Annotated in this window: 16 protein-coding genes; 4 read left to right on the plus strand and 12 right to left on the minus strand. The window is 72.2% G+C overall.

Features of this window, described 5'->3' with window-relative positions; translation table 11 throughout:
* Window positions 1-22 precede the first annotated feature (22 nt).
* From SMD20_RS17775 to SMD20_RS17790, 4 genes are read right to left on the minus strand one after another with little or no spacing between them, the layout of a single operon-like run.
* Entirely contained in the window at window positions 23-1,732 is a 1,710-nt protein-coding gene (locus SMD20_RS17775; protein ID WP_329582167.1) for an ABC transporter family substrate-binding protein, read from the minus strand.
* On the minus strand, window positions 1,729-3,807 hold the full coding sequence (locus tag SMD20_RS17780; RefSeq protein ID WP_329582168.1) for an ABC transporter ATP-binding protein: 2,079 nt from the start codon (window positions 3,805-3,807) through the stop codon (window positions 1,729-1,731). Before SMD20_RS17780 ends, SMD20_RS17775 begins: the two co-directional genes overlap by 4 nt.
* Window positions 3,804-4,646 (minus strand): ABC transporter permease, encoded by an 843-nt coding sequence (locus SMD20_RS17785; protein ID WP_329582172.1) that lies wholly within the window; start codon window positions 4,644-4,646, stop codon window positions 3,804-3,806. The genes SMD20_RS17780 and SMD20_RS17785 overlap by 4 nt, the downstream gene beginning before the upstream one ends.
* Before the next feature lies 1 nt (window position 4,647).
* Entirely contained in the window at window positions 4,648-5,625 is a 978-nt protein-coding gene (locus SMD20_RS17790) for an ABC transporter permease (RefSeq protein WP_329582175.1), read from the minus strand.
* A gap of 489 nt (window positions 5,626-6,114) precedes the next feature.
* Between SMD20_RS17790 and SMD20_RS17795 the strand changes: the two genes are divergently transcribed.
* Window positions 6,115-6,537 (plus strand): pyridoxamine 5'-phosphate oxidase family protein, encoded by a 423-nt coding sequence (locus SMD20_RS17795; protein ID WP_329582178.1) that lies wholly within the window; start codon window positions 6,115-6,117, stop codon window positions 6,535-6,537.
* A gap of 153 nt (window positions 6,538-6,690) precedes the next feature.
* Window positions 6,691-7,437 (plus strand): sigma 54 modulation/S30EA ribosomal C-terminal domain-containing protein, encoded by a 747-nt coding sequence (locus SMD20_RS17800; protein WP_329582181.1) that lies wholly within the window; start codon window positions 6,691-6,693, stop codon window positions 7,435-7,437.
* A gap of 60 nt (window positions 7,438-7,497) precedes the next feature.
* Here the strand turns inward: SMD20_RS17800 and SMD20_RS17805 are convergent, their stop codons facing one another.
* From SMD20_RS17805 to SMD20_RS17815, 3 genes are all read right to left on the minus strand, one after another.
* Window positions 7,498-8,037 (minus strand): hypothetical protein, encoded by a 540-nt coding sequence (locus tag SMD20_RS17805; RefSeq protein ID WP_329582184.1) that lies wholly within the window; start codon window positions 8,035-8,037, stop codon window positions 7,498-7,500.
* 137 nt (window positions 8,038-8,174) lie between these two features.
* A complete protein-coding gene (locus SMD20_RS17810) occupies window positions 8,175-8,927 on the minus strand; it encodes an SDR family NAD(P)-dependent oxidoreductase (RefSeq protein WP_329582187.1) in 753 nt (250 codons plus the stop codon).
* A 111-nt stretch (window positions 8,928-9,038) separates the two neighbouring features.
* Window positions 9,039-9,890 (minus strand): amidohydrolase family protein, encoded by an 852-nt coding sequence (locus SMD20_RS17815; protein ID WP_329582189.1) that lies wholly within the window; start codon window positions 9,888-9,890, stop codon window positions 9,039-9,041.
* A gap of 298 nt (window positions 9,891-10,188) precedes the next feature.
* Here SMD20_RS17815 and SMD20_RS17820 point away from each other — a divergent pair, with 298 nt between their 5' ends.
* Together SMD20_RS17820 and SMD20_RS17825 are read left to right on the plus strand one after the other, a co-directional pair.
* Window positions 10,189-11,817, plus strand: coding sequence for a hypothetical protein (locus SMD20_RS17820; protein WP_329582191.1), 1,629 nt, complete (start codon window positions 10,189-10,191; stop codon window positions 11,815-11,817).
* A 38-nt stretch (window positions 11,818-11,855) separates the two neighbouring features.
* Complete coding sequence (locus tag SMD20_RS17825) at window positions 11,856-12,785, plus strand: hypothetical protein (protein ID WP_329582193.1); 930 nt, start codon at window positions 11,856-11,858, stop codon at window positions 12,783-12,785.
* Between the two features lie 10 nt (window positions 12,786-12,795).
* Here SMD20_RS17825 and SMD20_RS17830 read toward each other — a convergent pair whose 3' ends face one another.
* From SMD20_RS17830 to egtA, 5 genes are read right to left on the minus strand one after another with little or no spacing between them, the layout of a single operon-like run.
* Window positions 12,796-13,959, minus strand: coding sequence for an aminotransferase class V-fold PLP-dependent enzyme (locus SMD20_RS17830; protein ID WP_329582195.1), 1,164 nt, complete (start codon window positions 13,957-13,959; stop codon window positions 12,796-12,798).
* Window positions 13,956-14,939, minus strand: a complete 984-nt coding sequence (gene egtD, locus SMD20_RS17835) for an L-histidine N(alpha)-methyltransferase (protein WP_442942486.1) — start codon at window positions 14,937-14,939, stop codon at window positions 13,956-13,958. Before egtD ends, SMD20_RS17830 begins: the two co-directional genes overlap by 4 nt.
* Before the next feature lie 27 nt (window positions 14,940-14,966).
* On the minus strand, window positions 14,967-15,770 hold the full coding sequence (locus SMD20_RS17840; RefSeq protein WP_329582196.1) for a class II glutamine amidotransferase: 804 nt from the start codon (window positions 15,768-15,770) through the stop codon (window positions 14,967-14,969).
* Window positions 15,770-17,074 (minus strand): ergothioneine biosynthesis protein EgtB, encoded by a 1,305-nt coding sequence (gene egtB, locus SMD20_RS17845; RefSeq protein ID WP_329582198.1) that lies wholly within the window; start codon window positions 17,072-17,074, stop codon window positions 15,770-15,772. Before egtB ends, SMD20_RS17840 begins: the two co-directional genes overlap by 1 nt.
* On the minus strand, window positions 17,071-18,273 hold the full coding sequence (egtA, locus tag SMD20_RS17850) for an ergothioneine biosynthesis glutamate--cysteine ligase EgtA (protein WP_442942599.1): 1,203 nt from the start codon (window positions 18,271-18,273) through the stop codon (window positions 17,071-17,073). The genes egtB and egtA overlap by 4 nt, the downstream gene beginning before the upstream one ends.
* Between the last annotated feature and the right edge of the window lie 102 nt (window positions 18,274-18,375).

Consider the following 18,375-nt stretch of genomic DNA (forward strand, 5'->3'; position numbering starts at 1 on the left):
GTTTTCCAGGGGTTGACCGAGATCAGCCGGTGAAGCCGACGATCGAGTAGTCGTAGGACTTGTAGCCCTTCGCGCCCCAGTTGGCGAGGGTCTTCTTCGCCGCCTGGATGTCGGGACGCTGGTACAGCGGAATCGTGTGCACCATGTCCCAGATGAGCTTGTCCGCGGCGTTGGCCTTGACGATGGCCTGCTCCGGGTCGAGCTCGCTCACGGCCGCCTCGATGGCCTCGTCCAGGGCCGGGTCGCTGCCCTTGGGGAAGTTGCTCTCGGAGCCGGTCTTGTAGATCTGGGACAGGCCGCCGATGGGCAGCGGCGTGCCGATCCAGGAGAACGGCACCAGGTCGAAGTCGCCCTTGATGACGTAGTCCACGAAGAACTTGTCGACCGGGACCGGGCGGATGTTGACCTTGACCCCGGCCTCCTTCAGCATGGCCTGGGTCAGCTCACCCTCGGTCTGCGCGACCGGGGTGCCCGTCGGGATGACGAAGCTCAGCTCGAGCTCCTTGCCGTCCTTCTTGCGGTACTCACCCTCCTGCTTCCAGCCGGCCTGGTCGAGGAGCTGCTTGGCCTTCTCCAGGTTGTACTTGCCGAGGTCGCCGGAGTTGTCGACGTAGCCCTTGTGGTTGTTCATGAAGACGTGGTTGCCGAGCGTCTGCAGCGGCCAGTCCATGTCCTTCAGGTCGGACTGCGTGATCACGTCACGGTTGATGCCGTACGCGATGGCCTGGCGGACCGTCTTGTCCTTCAGGTTCTCGCTGACGTTGTTGACCGTGATGTGCCGCCAGTTCGGGCTGAGCGCCTTGCGGATGTCCACGTTCGGGACCTCCTTGGCGCGCTTCAGCTCGGCCGGGGCGCCGGACGGGATCTCGACGCCGTCGATCTCGCCGTTCGCGAAGGCGTTGACCTGCGCCTCCGGCGACTCGATGCCACGGAAGATGATCTTGTCGAGCTTGGCCTTCTTGCCCCACCAGTTGTCGTCACGCACCAGCGTGAGCGACTTGGTGCCCTCGTCGATCTTCTCGACCTTGAACGGGCCGGCGGTGACGGGGATCTTGCCCTTGTAGTCGTTCTCGTACTTGTCCGGGTCCAGGATGTGCTTGGCCGGGTACAGGTGCGGCGAGCGGGAGAACAGGCCCATCCACTCGGGGTACGGCTTGGAGAAGGTCACGACGGCGACCTTGTCCGTGTCGCCCTTGGTGACCGACTCGATCCGGTCCCAGCCGTCGGTGGAGGCCGGCTTGTACTTCTTGTCCTTGCCGCTGTTGACCTTCCAGGCGGCCTCGAAGTCCTCCCAGGTGATCGGCGTGCCGTCCGACCACTTCGCCTTGTCGTTGATCGTGTACGTGACGACGTGCTTGTCGGCGCTCAGCTCGTTCTTGACGTCGGAGAGGTAGTCCGGGTTGGCCGACCACTGGGCCTGCTCGTCGAACACGATCGGCTGCGGCAGGATCACGTCGAGCATGTCCGCCGTGTCGGCCTGGTTGCCGTCCACGTGGTTGCCGTTCCACTGCTGCGGCCACTGGCCGACGGCCAGGGTCAGCGTGCCGCCGTCCTTGACCTGCTCGTACGGCACCGGGTTGATGCTGATGGACGGAGTCTGCGACATCTGCTCCTGAGCCTGCTGCGTCTGCTCGGCGCTCGGCTTCTTGGCTTCGCCGCCACCACCGCCACAAGCCGCGACGGCCAGGGCCAGAACCGCGAGCCCCGCGGTCGCCTGGTAACGAACCTTCACTTTTCCTCCTGATCGTCCGAGGCCGTGATGACCTCGATCTCCTCCGCGTAGTGGCAGGCGGCGCCGTGGTCCACGGCGCCCGCCAGCCGAGCAACCGAGGGCTCTTCATCCACACACCGCTGCCGCTCCGCCTCGTTGAGCTGGGTGGCGAACTTGGGACAGCGGGTGCGGAACCGGCAACCCGTGGGCGGGTTGGCCGGGCTGGGCAGGTCGCCTTCGAGCAGGATCCGCTTCCGGGTGCGTTCCATCTCGGGGTCCGGAAGCGGGATCGCCGACAGCAGCGCCTGCGTGTAGGGATGCGCGGGGCGGTCGTAGACCTCCTCGACCGTGCCGATCTCGGCGATCTTGCCGAGGTACATCACGGCCACCCGGTCGGCCAGGTGCCTGACCACGGCCAGGTCGTGGGCGACGAAGAGGTACGACAACCCCAGGGTGTTCTTCAGCTCCTCCAGCAGGTTGATCACACCCGCCTGGATGGAGACGTCGAGCGCCGAGACCGGCTCGTCCAGGACGAGCAGCTTCGGCTCCAGCGCGAGCGCGCGGGCGATGCCGATGCGCTGGCGCTGGCCTCCTGAGAACTGGCTCGGGTAGCGCTCGGCGTGCTCCGGCGACAGCCCGACCAGCTCCAGCAGCTCCGCGACCCGGGCGCGCACGTCCTTGCGGCCGTGGGCGCGCAGCGGCTCGGCGATGATGTCCTGGACCGGCATGCGCGGGTCGAGCGCGGCCATCGGGTCCTGGAAGACGATCTGCACGTCCCGGCGGAGCGCCCGGCGCATGGCCTTGTCGATCTTGGCGCTGTCCTTGCCGAGCACCACCACCCGGCCGCCCTCCGGCGGCGCGAGCTGCATGATCTGCTGCAGCGTGGTGGTCTTGCCGCAGCCCGACTCGCCGACCAGGGCCAGCGTCTCGCCCTCGGCGATGTCGAGGGTGATGCCGTCCACGGCGTAGACCGTTCCGACCCGGCGCTTGAACACCGCGCCCTTCATGAGCGGGTAGTGCCGGATCATGTCGTCCAGCTCCAGGACCGTCGCGCGCTCGGCGCGCGGCACCCGGACCACCTCGCTCGGCGGGATCACCGGCACGGGGAAAACGTCGGCGCCGGTCAGGCCCTTGTGCTCGATCTCGTGGGAGCGGATGCAGGCCACGCTGCGCCCGCCGCCGGGTCCGAACGGGATGAGCGGCGGCTCCTCGTCGTCGCACATGTCCACCCGCATGGGGCAGCGCGGCGCGAACGGGCAGCCGGGCGGCAGCGACGACGGCGAGGGCGGGTTGCCCTCGATCGGCACCAGCGGCCCCTCCTCGCCGTCGATCCGCGGGATCGAGGCGAGCAGGCCCATCGTGTACGGCATGCGCGGCCGGTAGTAGAGGTCGTCCACCGGCCCCTGCTCGACCGGCCGGCCCGCGTACATGACGAGCACCCGGTCGGCCATGCCGGCGATGACGCCGAGGTCATGGGTGATCATCACGATGCCGGCGCCGGTCTCCTGCTGCGCGGTCTTCAGCACCTCCAGCACCTGGGCCTGGATGGTGACGTCGAGCGCGGTGGTCGGCTCGTCGCAGATGAGCAGGTCGGGGTCGTTGGCGATGGCCATGGCGATCATCGCGCGCTGCCGCATGCCGCCGGAGAACTCGTGCGGGAACGCCTTGGCGCGCACGTCCGGGTGCGGGATGCCGACCAGGTCGAGCAGCTCGACGGCCCGCTTGGCGGCCTTGTCCTTCGGCATCCGCTGGTGGATGCGCACGGCCTCGGCGATCTGGTCGCCGATCGTGTAGACGGGCGTGAACGCCGACAGCGGATCCTGGAAGATCATGCTGATGGCCTTGCCGCGGATCTTGACCAGCTCGTCGTCGTCCATGCCGATCAGCTCGCGGCCGTGCAGCTTGGCCGAGCCGCTGACCACGGCGTTCGGCGGGAGCAGGCCCATGACCGCGAGCGAGGTCACCGACTTGCCGGAGCCGGACTCGCCGACGATGCCGAGCACCTCGCCGCGCTCGACCTCGTACGACACCCCGCGCACGGCCTGGATGCCGCCGGGGAAGGTGACGGTGAGGTCCTTGACCTCCAAGATGCTCACGAGTTGCTCCCGGGGTCGAGGGCGTCGCGCAGGCCGTCGCCGATGAGGTTCACGCTGAGCACGAGGAGCACCAGCGCGCCCGCGGGGAAGGCGAACAGCCAGGGGTAGCCGGTGGCGTTGCCGGAGCCGGCGGCGATCAGCGTGCCGAGCGAGACGTCCGGTGGCTGGATGCCGAAGCCGAAGAAGGACAGCGCCGCCTCACCGATGATCGCCGAGGAGACGTTGAGCGTCGCGTCGATGATCAGCAGCGAGGACAGGTTGGGCACGATGTGCCGGAAGATGATCTTCCAGCGCGGGATGCCCATGTAGACCGCGGCCAGGACGTACTCGCGCTCGCGCAGCGAGATCGTCATGCTCCGCACCACCCGGGAGGTGATCATCCAGGAGAACGCCGCGAGCAGCACGACGAACCAGAGCCACGAGGAGCCTGCCTTGAGGCGCGGCGAGACGATGGCGATGATCAGGAAGCTGGGCAGGACGAGGAGCAGGTCCACGCCCCACATGAGGATCCTGTCCGCCCATCCACCGAAATATCCGGCGAACGCGCCGACGATCGCGGCGAGCCCGGTCGAGATCAACGCCACCAGGAGGCCGATCACGATCGACTTCTGCATGCCGCGCAGCGTGATCGCGTACATGTCCTGGCCGATCGAGGTGGTGCCCCACCAGTGGTCGGCGTCGGGCGGCGACAGGAAGGCCAGGAAGTCCTTCTCCGTCCAGGCGTACGCGCCGAAGTACGGGCCGATGTAGGCGACGAGCACCAGCAGCAGCAGGGCGATGGAGCCGTAACGGGCCTGCCGGTTGGCCATCAGCCGCCGCAGGACGACCTTGGAACGCATCTCAGCTCACCCGCACCCTCGGGTCGAGCGCCGCCACCAGCAGGTCCGACAGGAAGGCGGCGAACAGGACACAGACCGCGGTGAAGAAGGTCACCGCGGCGACGGAGTTGACGTCCTGGGCGTTGATCGCGTCGACCAGCCAGGCGCCCATGCCGTGCCAGGCGAAGATCTTCTCGGTGAAGGTCGCTCCCGTGAACATCGTCCCGAACGCGAACGCGAAGTACGTCGCGGACGGGATCAGCGCAGTCCGCAGCGCGTGCTTGGTGAGCGCCGTCCTGCGGCGCAGGCCCTTGGCCCGCGCGGTGCGGACGAAGTCCTGGCCGAGCACGTCGAGCATCATGTTGCGCTGGATGCGGCTGTAGAAGGCGATCGAGCCGAGGCTCAGCGAGATCGTCGGCAGGATCAGGTGGTTCAGCCGGTTGAGGAACTGGTCCCAGCCCGCCAGCTGCGGGTTGTACTCACCGGTGTACTCGATGAGCGTGAACCCGAGCCCGCGGTTCAGGTTGTACGTCGCGATCGCGAGCAGGGTCGCCAGCACGAAGACGGGGATCGCCAGCACCACGAAGGAGGAGACGCCTATTAACCGGTCGGTGGCCTTGTACTGCTTGACCGCCGAGATGGCTCCCAGCCCGATGCCGATCGCGAAGCCGAGCAGCGTGCCGATCAGCAGCAGCCGGAGGCTGACGAAGATCCGCCGGCCCATCTCGTCGTTGACCGAACCACCGTTCCAGGTCTTGCCGAAGTCCCCCTGCAGGACGCCCGTGGCCCAGGTCGCGTAGCGCTGGAGCACGGGGGTCTTGTCGTTGAGGTTGTACATGTCGAGGGTGGCGTCGATCGTCGCTTCGGGGATCGGAGGCTGACGGCCCTGGTACGCGGCCCGAGGGCTCATCGTGGTGGCGGCGAGCATGTACGCGAGACTGGCCGCCACGGCGACCAGGATCACGTTTATCGCCAACCTGCGTAGCAGGTACTTGCCCATTACTCTCCGTTCGCGCTGACGGGGGGCGCACCTCGGGGTGGAGAGGCGCCTCCGCAACGTAAAGCCGTCCGCGATCGGGAAATGACACTGACCGTGCAGACGGCGATCAAGGCGCAGAATATGGGCAAAAATATAACAGTCAGAAACTAGGTCACATAACAGTCAGATCACCAACAATAGATCGTGACAGTCCTTGGACACTCCCTCCACACCCCCTCTGACCTGCGGAAACATCGGCCTTTTAGGTGCGCCAAAGGACTTCTGGCATGAGTTGTGTCACAGAATCCGGACATGAATTGGCGGGCCGCCTAAGTGATCCACGTGGGGCCCGCGGCCGGCGATTGTGACCCCGCCCGCACCGCTCTTCCCGGGGGCCCGGCTCCTCCCGTGGGCGGCGGGCCGTCCAGATAGGGTCTTTGGTCCCTACCTGGCATCCCAGGCGGGACGGCACGATGGAAGGGTGATGTGTAACTCGATGGGCGGTTCCGGATGACGGCGGCACGCGATCTCAAGGAACTGTCCGAGGCCGAGGCCCTGCGACGGCTGGCGTCCGTGCCGTTCGGACGCGTCGTCTTCACCCTGCACGCGCTCCCCGCGGTACGCCCGGTGAACCACGTCGTGGCCGACGGCCGCGTGGTCATCCGCACCAACCCCGGCACGGTGCTGAGCAAGGAGGTGGCGCCGGCCGCGGCCGTGGTCGCGTTCGAGGCCGACGACCTGGACCCGTACGAGCGGGTGGGCTGGAGCGTGATCGTCACCGGCATCGCCCGTCCGGTGACCGACCCGGAGGAGGCGGAGCGGTTCAAGGAGCTGCTCCAGCCGTGGGTGCAGGGCGGCATGGACCAGGTGATCAGCATCCAGCCGGAGATCGTCAACGGCTTCGAGCTGGTCCCGCTCGACGACGCTTCCTGAAAGACGACGCTTCCTGAAGGCGCGCGCCCCGCCGTTCCCGCGGGGCCAAGGTCCCGTCCCGGGCGGGACGAAAGTCCCTGGCCGGGTGATCATCCCCGGTCAGAGGGTGGTAGCACCAACCGAACGCGATCAACGCGAAGAAGGTGCTCGCCCATGAGGCACAGGCCCATCGCCCTCGACCCCGCCGACGTGCAGATCAAGATCCGCGGCGGGGCCCGGCCCGGTGACGTCAGGCGCGCCAGGCAGACCGTCGCCGAGCTGTCCCGGCTCGCGCACGAGCCGGTGCTCGGCGCGAAGGTCACGCTCGCCACCGCGCCCGGCCCCGAGGAGCGCCGCACGGCGGAGGCCGTGCTGGACGTCCAGGGACGGCTCATCAGGGCCAGGGCCGGCGCGGCCTCCACACGCGCCGCCATCCACCTGCTCGGCGACCGGCTGCGTACGCGGCTGCTGGAGAGCACCCGCGACTGGGAGAACCGCCGGGGACGCCACCACCACGAAGGGCCCCGGGGCGGCCGGAGCGCCGGGGAGCCGCGGATCGTCCGGGTCCTGTCGGCGGTGCGCGCCGTCCCGGACGAGGCGGTCGTGGAGATGGACCAGCTCGACCACGACTTCCTGCTCTTCGCCGACCCGGTGACCGGCGGGGACTGCCTCGTCCACCGGACCGGCGACGGCTACCGGCTGGTGCGCCTCGATCCGCGGCCCGAGCTGCCCCCGCCGACCTGCGCGGCCGTCTCGGTCGGCACGGAGGCCGCGCCCCGCCTGAGCGTCGCGGCCGCCGTCGAGCGGCTGGAGCTGGGCGGGTTCCCGTACGTGTTCTTCGCGGACGCCGGCAGCGGCGCCGGCCAGGTCGTCTATCGCCGGGCGGACGGCGCGTACGGCCTGGTCACCACCCTGCACTGACCCCGGACAGCAGTGATGCCCGGCCCCTTCGAGGGGGCCGGGCACCGGTGGGCCGGGGAGTCACTTGAGCCATTCGTGCTCGCGGACGATCCGCAGGTTGCCGAGGCCGAAGGTGGTTCCGGCGTTGGCGAGGGCCAGGCCGGCCAGGACGATCGCGTAGATGATGTGCTCGTCCATGAACGGGTTGGTGGTGAGGGGCAGCTCGGCCGCCCACATCAGGGCCATCATCAGGGCGCCGGCGACGGCGGCGATGCGCATGCCGACCCCGAGGACGAGCGCGGTGCCGACGCCGAGCAGGCCGAGCATGAACAGCCAGTCCACCCAGACCTGTCCGGCCAGCGCGGTGAAGAGGCCGCCGAGGGCGTTCTCGCCGGTGCCCTTGAGGAAGCCGGTGGTGGGGCTGCCGCCGTTGATCCAGGCCTTGGCCGCCGGGGTGGCGAAGCCCCAGCCGAAGGTCTTGTCCAGGAAGGCCCAGAGGAAGACCCAGCCGAGGGCGATGCGGGCGGCGGCCCAGACGTACTGGACGGGGTTCTTGGCGGGGGTGTCGGTGGTGGCGACGATTTCGGGGTGGACGGTGCGGGGGTGGAAGATGGTCGCCATCGTGGGCTCCTCTGGGGGATCCGGCTGGTGGGCCGGTGTCTCTTTGACACCTCTATGACACCGTTTCCGGCGCCGGGATCGCAGAGCACTAGGGCCCGAAGCCCACAGGACCTTGGGCAGGGACCTTGGTCATTCCGTCAGGGCGTCCACTTGCCGCCCGCGACGTCGATGGTGAGCCCCGTCAGCCAGGACGAGGCGTCGGAGGCCAGGAAGGCCGTCACGTGGGCCACGTCGAGCGGCGTGCCGAGCCGCCCGAGCGGGTGCTCGGCCAGCAGCCTCCCCGCGTGCTCCTCCGGCAGGCGCCCGGCCAGCCGCTCGGTCATGATCGTGGACGGCGACACGCAGTTGACCCGGACGCCGGCCGGGCCGAGCTCGTGGGCGAGTTGCCGGGTCAGCGCGATCACGCCGGCCTTCGCGGCCGTGTACGCGGCCGAGGCCCCCGTCGGCAGGCGGGCGGCCAGCGACGCCATGGTGACGATCGAGCCGGCCCGGCGCTCGCGCATGCCCGGCAGGACGCTCTTGAGCACGAGGAACGTCGAGGTCAGGTTGGCGTCCAGGGTGGCGTGCCAGTCGTCCTCGCTCAGCCGGTCGAGCGGCACGGGCCGGCCGGTGCCGCCCCCGGCGAAGGCCGCCAGCACGTCCACCGGCCCGAGCCGCCGCTCGACCTCGGCGCGCATGGCCTCGACGGCGGCGAGGTCGGTGCCGTCGGCGGGCACCCCGATCGCGGCGTCGCCGATGTCCTCGACCACGGCGGCGATGGCGGCGGGGTCGCGGCCGTTGACGGCGACGCGCATGCCCTGCTCGGCCAGGAGCCTGGCGGTGCCCCCGCCGATGCCGCCAGAACCGCCGGTGACCAGGGCCACCTTGCCCCTCAGATCCGGATAAATCACGATGCCTCCCCTTCCGATGGCCAGGACTCCACCGTCCCCCGGAAGCGGGCGGCGGTCATCGGACGTGGGGAGACGGCCGGGCTACTCCCGCCGCCGTACTCCGGGGACGCCTCAGCGCGGGCCGGCCGCCGGCTCAGGCAGCTTGTACGCCCGGCGGGCCGTGCCGGCGAACACCTCGGCCCGCTCCCCCTCCGTCAGGCCCGCGCACAGCTCCTCGGCGGCCTCGGCCACCTGGGCGTACTCGGCGGCCAGCAGGCACACCGGCCAGTCGGAGCCGAACATCACCCGCTCCGGCCCGAACGCCTCCAGCACCACCTCCGCGTACGGCCGCAGGTCACCCACCTGCCACGCCGCCCAGTCGGCCTCGGTCACCATGCCGGACAGCTTGCAGAACACGTTGGGCAGCGCGACCAGCTCCCGGACCCGGCTCCGCCACGGCTCCAGCTCGCCCGAGGCGATCGGCGGCTTCGACAGATGGTCCAGCACGAACGTCAGCCCCGGCAGCGCCCGTACGGTGTCGATGGCGGCCGGAAGCTGGTGCGGCAGCGTGAGCAGGTCGTAGGCGAGCCCGGCGGCCTCGACGGCGGCGAGCCCGCGCCGCACGTCCGGCCGGTTGAGCCAGGCGGGGTCCGGCTCCGACTGCACGCCGTGCCGCACACCCACGAGCCCCGGCGGCAGCCCGGCGAGCGTGCCGCCCACGTCGGGCGCGGTCAGGTCCACCCATCCGACCACCCCCGCCACCAGCTCCGACGCGGCGGCCAGGCCGAGGAACTCGCGCGTCTCGTCCAGATCGGCCCGCACCTGCACGAGCACCGTACGGCTCACCCCCGCGGCGGCGGCGGGCCCGGCCAGGTCGTCGAGCGTGAACGTCCGCCGCACGGGCGCCATGGGCTCCGGGTCGAGCCAGTCGTGCGGGCGAGTGGAGAGGTCCCAGACGTGGTGATGCGCGTCGATGCGGTCCATGAGCGGCAACGTAACAGACATCCCATGTCTGGGCCATAGCGAACGGGACTTCCGCAAATTATGACCTTTGGCACCGCCATACATCCTACGTTCGGCACGGTGGGCCGAGAAAAAAACAGAGGGCGTGATCAACATGATCACGCCCTCTGGGGGGCCGAAGCCCCGGAGTAGTCTTCGCCGCCCTTGACGGCAATTTCATGCTACAACAATCACGCTGTGTGCGACACCCCTATGCTTTCAGTAATCGGCTGGCGCTCAGTCCAACCGGTCCCCCCATTCGTACCTTCGAGGTCGCAGCATGCCGATCACGCCTTACGGGCGCGACTCCGCCTCCCCCTACTCCCGCCATATAGCTGCTCGTCTGCAGGACTTCTGCAACCAGAGGGCACCCTGGACACTCCGCCTGTGGGACGTCAGCGCGTTCCTCTCCCTGGAGGAGTTGCACGAGGCGGGCTCATGGGTGGAGCGGCGGGTGCTGTCGCAGTCGGCGCTCGACTGGCAGCGGCACGAGCTGGAGCGGCTGCTCGGCGACGACCCGGCGCTCGGCACGAAGGTCTTCCGCCGCCGGCTCCAGGAATGCCTCCGTACGACGTTGACGGTGGCGAGCGACGGCCGCAGGAAGCTGCGCCACCTGATCGACGTCGGCCGCCCCGGCTATCTCGACCGCTGGGCGGCGTGCGTCGCCGGGACAGCCCCGCCCCCGCCGGAGAAGGTCGCCCGCGCGGTCGCCTCCCACCTGCTCGACAGCGGCCACAGCATGGACGGCCTCAGCCGCTGGCTGCGCGACGGCAGGCTGGGGCTGTCGGCCGTGGACCTGATCGCCGAGGCCGCGGCCCTGCTGACCCGTCCACCGACGTCCTGGAAGGTCGTCGTGCCCTTCGCCGACCTGCACGGCCGGGAGCTGACCGCCGGTCTCCCGCACTGGATCGGCAGGCGTGAGGCGGCCGACCTCCTGGCCGAGACGGGAACGAAGACCACCGCTCCGATCACCGGCGCCCTCTCCTATGAGGTCGAGGCGCGCGACGCCGAACGCGCCCTGGAGATCGTCTCCGACGTCGTCGAACGGCTCCAGGCCCGCGCCCGCTTCGCCTCCACCGGTTCGGTGTCCCCCTTCGACACCGCCGTCGTGCTGAACCAGCGCCGGGCGATGCCGCTGCGGATGCCCGCTCGCGGCGCGCGGGTCCTGTCCCTGGCCGCCGAACGCCAGCTCTATGTGGTCGGCGCCCAGCCGCAGCGCCTCGACGACCGGCGGCGAAGCGCGGTGGACGACGCGCTGGAGATCGCCTCGGCACTCAATCACGGCCCGCTTGCTCCGGCCGTCGCCGGAGGGTGGAGCGCTCTGGAGTCGTTGCTGACCGAGGCCCGGGATCCTGACGAGCGCGAACGGGTCGTCGCCGCCGGCCGCGCCGCCGCGCTGGTCGCCTGCTCCTGGCCGCGGGCCGAGCTGACCGCGCTCTCCCACCGCATCCGGCATGTCAGCGACGGCGACCTGGCCGAACGCCTGGACCTCTGCGGCTCGAACCGCGAACGTGCCACCCTGATCGCCGCCGAGCTGATCCAGGGACGTTCCCTGCCGTTGGAACGTTCCTGGCGTCGGCGGAGCGACATCGCGGCGGTCACCCGGATGCACGCGCTCCTCGCCGACCCCGCGCTGGTGCTCGGCCGGGTGCGCCGCTACGTCGAGGTCTCGCTGCGCCGCCTCTACCGCAGCCGCAACATCGTCCTGCACGGCGGCTCCACGGGCGGGGTGGCGCTGCAGGCGGCCCTCCGCGTCACCGCGCCACTCGTGGGGGCCGCACTCGACCGGCTGGCGCACGCCGACCTCGTGGCAGGGGTCCCACCGCTGGTCCTCGCCTCACGGGCCGAGACCGCCCTGCACATGGTGGGCGACCAGATGGGCCCGGCCCTCTGCGACCTCATCGAATGACTCCCGACGAGAACACCGCGAAAGGGGCGGGAACTGACATGGAACGCGGGCGTGGGCTGCGGCGGGAGTATCCGGAGCTGGCCGGGGAGCTGGGGCGGTTTCTGCGCCGGCACCCCTACGAGGATCTGGAGGCGCTGGTCGCGTACCTGCGGGCGGCCGACGCCGAAGGGCTGCGAGAGCTGGTCGACAGGTTGCGGCAGGAACCGGGGGCCGATCCGCGTCGGGTGCGCGAGGTGATCGACCACGGTGAGCGGGCTCTGCGGCTCGACGCCTATGTGGCCGTTCTGGCGGAGGACCTGCGGAGCACGGCCCGGTTCCTGGCCGTCGCCACCGTGCTGCGTGACCATGGGCGGGCCGCCGACGCGGAGGAGTGGGCGCGGCGCGGGCCGGCGACCGAGCCGGTCGATCCCGTCGCCGCGGCGAAGCTGCGTGACCTGCTGGTCGGGCTGCTGCTGGAGAGGGGGGCCGCCGACGAGGCCGTCGCGGTGCGCCGGGCCGCGTTCGAGCACGTCCCCGACCCGGATCGGTACGCGAAGCTGCGGGAGACCGCCGAGCAGGCCGAGGTGTGGGCGGCGTTGCGGCCCGGAGCGCTCGATCATCTCCGGGCGAAGGGGCAGGTGTCGTACGTGGTCACCGTGCTGACGGCGGAGGGGGCGCACGAGGAGGCGTGGCAGACGGCCCTGGCCGCCGCTCCCGGCGAGGTGCCCGGCGAGCAGTGGCTGACGCTCATCGCGCGGAGGGAGCACGAACGACCCGCCGATGTCGTCGGCCCCTACCGGTGGCTCATCGACGACTGTCTCGCCGACAGGGAGCAGATTCGCTACAACCAAGTGGCGGAGCTGCTGATCCGGCTCCGCGCGGTGCAGCAAAGGCTGGACGACGAGGCCGGGTTCGCCGCCTACCTCGGCGAGCTGCGCGAGCGCCATGAGCGGCGGCCGGCCTTGATCGCGCGGCTCGCCGACCTCTGAGACAGGGCGATCAGCGTTCGGACAGGACGCGGGCGAGTGCGGTCAAGGTCTCCGGGGGCGTGCCGGGGGGCGGGGAGACGCGCAGGACGGGTTCGGTGAGGTCGAGCGGGGCCCTCGCCGCCGGGACCACGGACACGAGGAGGCCCGCGCGGGCGGCGCGGGTCCTGGCGTCCGCCGCCGAGTCCCCGGGCGGCGGGCGGAGGGTGACGAGGGCGGAGGGCTCGTCGAGCGGTTCGCGTACGCGCCAGCCGCCCGCGCCGTCGAGGGTCCGGCGGGCGGTCCGGCCCAGGCCGGCCAGGTGGTCGTGGAGGGCGGCGGGCCCGAGCGCCAGGTGCTCGCGTACGGCTTCGCCGAGCCCGAGGCGTGCCGCCATCGCCGCCTCCGCGCCCTCGTAGCGGACGGCCCCCGGCAGCGGGACGCCGTCGGCGTGGCCGTGGAGGGCGGGGAAAGGGGCGTCCATGGCGGGCGTGAGGCCGGGGACGATCAGGAAGCCGACGCCGCGCGGGCCCGCGAGCCACTTGCGGGACGTGCCGACGTACGCGGTGGCGCCGGCGCCGGTGACGTCCACGTGGCCGAACGACTGGCAGGCGTCCAGCACCAGCGGGACCCCGGCGGCCCGGCACAGCGCGCCGATCGCGGCGGCGGGCTGTACGACGCCGTGGTGGGAGGCGATGTGGGGCACGGTGACCAGGTTCAGGCCCGCCGACAGGCGTTCGCGCAGGCCGTCCAGATCCGCCCGGCCGTCGGCGTCGGCGGGCAGCTCGACGAGGGTCCATGAGCGGTCGGCGGCGAGGCGGCGCAGGAGCATGAGCGTGCTGCCGTACTCGGTGCGGAGGTGGCCGACGCGGCTGCCCGGCGGCAGCCGCCAGCCGCCGAGCAGCGCGGCCATGGCGGCGGTCCCGCTCTCGGCGAAGGCGACATCGCCGGGGGCCGCGCCGGTCAGGGCGGCCAGGGCCGTGCGGGTGCCGGTGAGGTCCGGTTCCGCCGGGTAGCCGCCGCGTTGCCGCTCCAGGTGGAGGTGGCCGATGACGGCGTCGAGCGTACGGTCGCCGGGCACGTTGCAGCCGGCCGCGTCGAGGTGCCCCGACGGCAGGACGGCGCGGGCCGCCCGCCAAGCCGTGCCCGTGCAGGCCGTGCCCGTGCAGGCCGTGCCGGTCGTGGGCGGCGAGGTCATGCCTGGGCGAGGAGCAGGGCGAAGTCGCCGGCCGGGTCGGTGTGGCAGCGGCGCACCGTGAAACCGGCGGCGGTCAGCTCGGCCCGCAGCCCGGCCGGCCGGAACTTGGCGCTGATCTCGGTCCGCAGGTCCTCGCCCTCGGCGAAGTCCACGGTCAGGCCGAGCGCGGCGACGGGGACGCGCATCGCGCGGGTCGCGCGCAGGCGCATCTCGATCCACTGGTGGCGTTCGTCGTACAGGGCGACGTGGGCGAAGGCGTCGGGGTCGAAGGCGGCGTCCAGTTCGCGGTTGAGCACCCGCAGGACGTTGCGGTTGAAGGCGGCGGTCACCCCGGCCGCGTCGTCGTAGGCCGCGACCAGCCGGTCCCGGTCCTTCACCAGGTCCGCGCCCAGCAGGAACGTGTCGCCCGGCCGCAGGTTGCCGCGCAGCTCCTTGAGGAAGGCGCGGCGGGCGTCCGGGCCGAGGTTGCCGATGGTGCCGCCGAGGAAGGCGACCATCCGGCGGCCGGTACGCGGCAGCAGCGCGAGGTGGCGTTCGAAGTCGGCGCACACCGCCCGTACGGCGAGGCCGGGATAGCGGGCGGCCAGCCGCCGGGCCGCGGCGAGGAGGGTGACGGCGTCCACGTCCACCGGCGTGTACGTGCGCAACGTGCCCGCCTCGCGCAGCGCGTCGAGGAGCAGCACGGTCTTCTCGCTGGTGCCCGAGCCGAGCTCGACCAGGGTGTCCGCGCCGCTCGCCGCCGCCAGCCCGGCCGCCTCGGCCCGGAGTATGGCCAGCTCGCGGCGGGTCGGGTAGTACTCGGGCAGCCGGGTGATCCGGGTGAACAGCTCGCTGCCCGCCTCGTCGTAGAACCATTTCGGCGGCAACCACTTGGGCGTGGCGGCCAGGCCGGTGCGGACGTCCTGTTCGAGTGCCAGGCGCAGGTAGTCGCGGTCGAGATGGTTGATCAGCTGGACGGTGGACTGGTGGCTGACGGGCACGAGGTCTCCCAAGGCGTGATGCGGAAGTCAGAGTGGCTGGACGCGCAGGCCGTCGGCGGTGGCGAGCAGCAGGCTCCGGTCGGGCACGGCCTGCCAGCCGGGGCCGTCGCAGAGCGGCTCGCTGGCCACCAGGACGCCGTCCGGGTGCGGCCGGTGGAAGAGCGTGTCGCCCCAGGCGGTCGCGGCGAGGGTGACGCCGTCGCAGGCGAGCAGGTTGAGCCGGGCTTCGGGGTCCTTGGCGGCGGCACCGGTCACGACCTCGGCCAACGCCTCCCCCAGAGCGGTGACGGTAGCGGTGGCGGGCGCGGTGACGGGTGCGGTGGCGGGCGCGGTGGCGGGCGCGGTGACGGTGGCGGGCGCGGGTGTGGGGCTGCAGTCGGCGCGGAGGCGGCGGAACACGGCCGCCGCCAGCCAGGCGCTGTCGCAGGCGCTCTCCGCGCCCTCGGCGAGGTCGCGGAGCGCGTCCCGGTCGACCCGCCCGTTGTGGCTGAGCAGCCAGCGCCCCTCCGTGAACGGCGCGGTGGCGCTCTCCTCGACCGGCATGCCGACGGTGGCACACCGTACGGCCGCCAGCAGGCACCCGGACCGGGCGACCCGGGCGAGGCCCGGCAGGTTGGCGTCGGCCCACATGGGGATCGAGCGGCGGTAGCGGATCGGCGCGGCCGTGGCGAGGCCGGGGTCGTACCAGCCCATGCCGAATCCGTCGGCGTTGACCGTCCCGTGGCGTTGCCGCCGTGGCGCGTACGACTGCCTGAGCAGCCCGTGCTCGGGCTCGTGGATCAGCTCGGCGAGCGTGCGGGGAGCGCCGAGCCAGGCGGCGTGCCGGCACATCAGCGCTCCTCCGGCGTCGCGGTGCGCGCGCAGCGGAAGCCGGTGAAGATCTGCCGCCGGATCGGGTAGTCCCAGTTCCGGAACGTGGTGCGGACGGCGGCCGGGTCGGCCGCCCACGACCCGCCGCGCAGCACCCGGTACTCCTTGCCGAAGAACACCTCGCTGTACTCCCGGTAGGGGAAGGCGCGGAAGCCGGGATAGCCGTCGAACCAGGTGGCGGTCCACTCCCACACGTCGCCGACCAGCTGCTCGGCCCCGTACGGGCTCGCGCCGCCGGGATAGGCGCCGAGCGGCGCGGGCCGCGCGGCCCGGTGGCCGAGGTTGGCCAGCTCGGGCGTCGGGTCCTGCTCGCCCCACGGGTACGGGCGGGCCCGCCCGGCGGCGGCGTCCCAGCCGCAGGCCTTCTCCCATTCGGGCTCGGTGGGCAGCCGTTTGCCCGCCCAGCGGGCGTAGGCGTCGGCCTCGTACCAGCAGACGTGCTGCACGGGCTCGTCCATCGGCACCGGCTCGGGCCGCCCGAAGCGGGTCCGCCACCACGTGCCGCCGTCCCTGGTCCAGAACAGCGGCGCGAACACGCCGTTCTCCTGCCGCCAGCGCCAGCCCTCGGGCGTCCACCAGCGGGCGTCGTGGTAGCCGCCGTCCTCGATGAACGCGGCGTAGGCGGCGTTGCCGACGGGCAGCCGGTCGATCCAGTACGCGGGCAGGTCCACCCGGTGGGCGGGCCGCTCGTTGTCGTACGCCCAGGGCAGGCTGTCGGTGCCCATGAGGAACTCCCCCGCCGGCACGTACACCTCCTCGGGACCCTCGGGAAGGCGGCCGGGCGGCAGGTCGCCGTCGCGGACCACGCCGGGCCGGCCGGCGAGCTGGAGCGTGGCCAGCATGGTCTCGTCGTGCTGGTGCTCGTGCTGGATGACCAGCCCGAACACGAACCCGTCGCGGCGCAGCGGGCTCGGGTCGGCGAGGTCCACGGCGTCGAGCACGTCGAGCACCCGCCCGCGTACGCCGCCGATGTAGTCGCGGGCCTCCGCCGGAGGCAGGAACGGCAGGGACGGGCGGTCCCTGCGCGGGGTCTTGAACGCGTCGTAGATGTCGTCGATCTCGGGACGCAACGGGGTGATCCCGGCGGCCGCCCGCAGCACCCACAGCTCCTCGTAGTTGCCGACGTGCGCGAGGTCCCACACCAGCGGGGACATGAGGGGCGAGTGCTGGCGGACGAGCAGGTCGTCCTCGGCGGCGGTGTAGGTGAGCGACCGGTCGCGCACCGCGGTGAGCTGGGCGGCGATGCGTTCCTTGAGGTCGGTCATGCGTCCTTCCCTTCGGTCAGCCAGGCCGGCGGGTGGCCCGGTCCTCGTGTCACCGTCTCGATCAGGTCGGCGGCCGGCGAGCGGCCCCGGCTCACGTACCGGTCGGCGAACGCCGCCACCTCGCCGGTCAGTACGGGGCCCGCGCCGAGGCGGGGCAGCGCCTCCAGCGCGGCGCGGAAGCACGCCTCCGCGGCGCGGGCCAGCGGGGGCGCGGCGAGGCCGCGGCGGGCGGCCTCGCTCCAGAGGTCACGGCACGGCTCGGCGGCCTGGAGTGCGGCGTCGGCGGCGCGGTCGTCCGTGATCAGCGCGTACGTGACCGCCACGCAGACCGGCCAGGCGTCCGGCCGCTGGGCGTCGAGGTAGCGCAGCTCCAGCCAGCCACGCGGCCGGACCGGCGGGAACACGGTGGTGGCGTGGTAGGCCAGGTCGCCGAGGGTGGGCGGCCGGCCGGGCGTACCGGGGCGGCCGGCGAGCCAGTCGCGGAAGGTGACGCCGCCGCGGGCCGGGCGGCAGCGGTCCGCGCCGTCCCGTACCAGCATGAGGCGGGCGTCGAGCAGGTAACCCGCCCAGTCCTCGGCGGGGTCGGCGGTGGCGGGGACGGGGGCCGTACGGGTGGGGTCGAGGCGTTCCCAGACGGCCTGGCGGCCGGACATCCAGCCGCAGGGGCGGCCTCCGGCGAGCGGGGAGTTGGCGAAGGCGGCGACGAGCACGGGGCCGAGCAGGTGCGCCCGCTCCCACCGGACGCCGGGCCGCTCCCCCAGGTCCAGATTGACCTGGACGGAGGCGGTCGAGCACATCATCAGCGGGCCGTACGGGCCGCCGAGGAACTCGGCCATCGCGTCGTAGCGCGGCAGGCGGAGCTGGCGGCGGGGCGGGCGCACCGGGTCGAGGCCCACTCCGGCCGGGGCGAGCCCGGCGCCGGCGAGCGCCCGGCGGGCCAGGCCGAGGTCGCCGGCCATCGCGGCGACGGCCTCCGCCAGCGGGGCCGCGGGCCCGGAGAGTTCGAGCTGGCCGCCGGGCTCGAACGTCACCTGGCTCCCGCCGGGCAGCGGGGGCAGGGCCCGCGCGATCTCGTCGATGGGGACGTGCCGCTCCGGCGCGGCCCGGTCGTGCACGAGGAACTCCAGCTCGACACCCACCCGCCCGCCCCCGCCGTCCCGAGCGTGGTCACGGAAGCAGTCGCGGGCGAACTCGGCCACTCCCGCGAAAGACGTCGGGTCCCCCGGCGGATCCGCGGGCGGGTCCCCCGGCGGGTCCCCGGGCAGGGGCGCGGGCAGGGGCGGGATCGCGGGCAGGCGTGA

The organism is Nonomuraea sp. LP-02 (assembly GCF_036289125.1).
GTDB lineage: Bacteria > Actinomycetota > Actinomycetes > Streptosporangiales > Streptosporangiaceae > Nonomuraea > Nonomuraea bangladeshensis.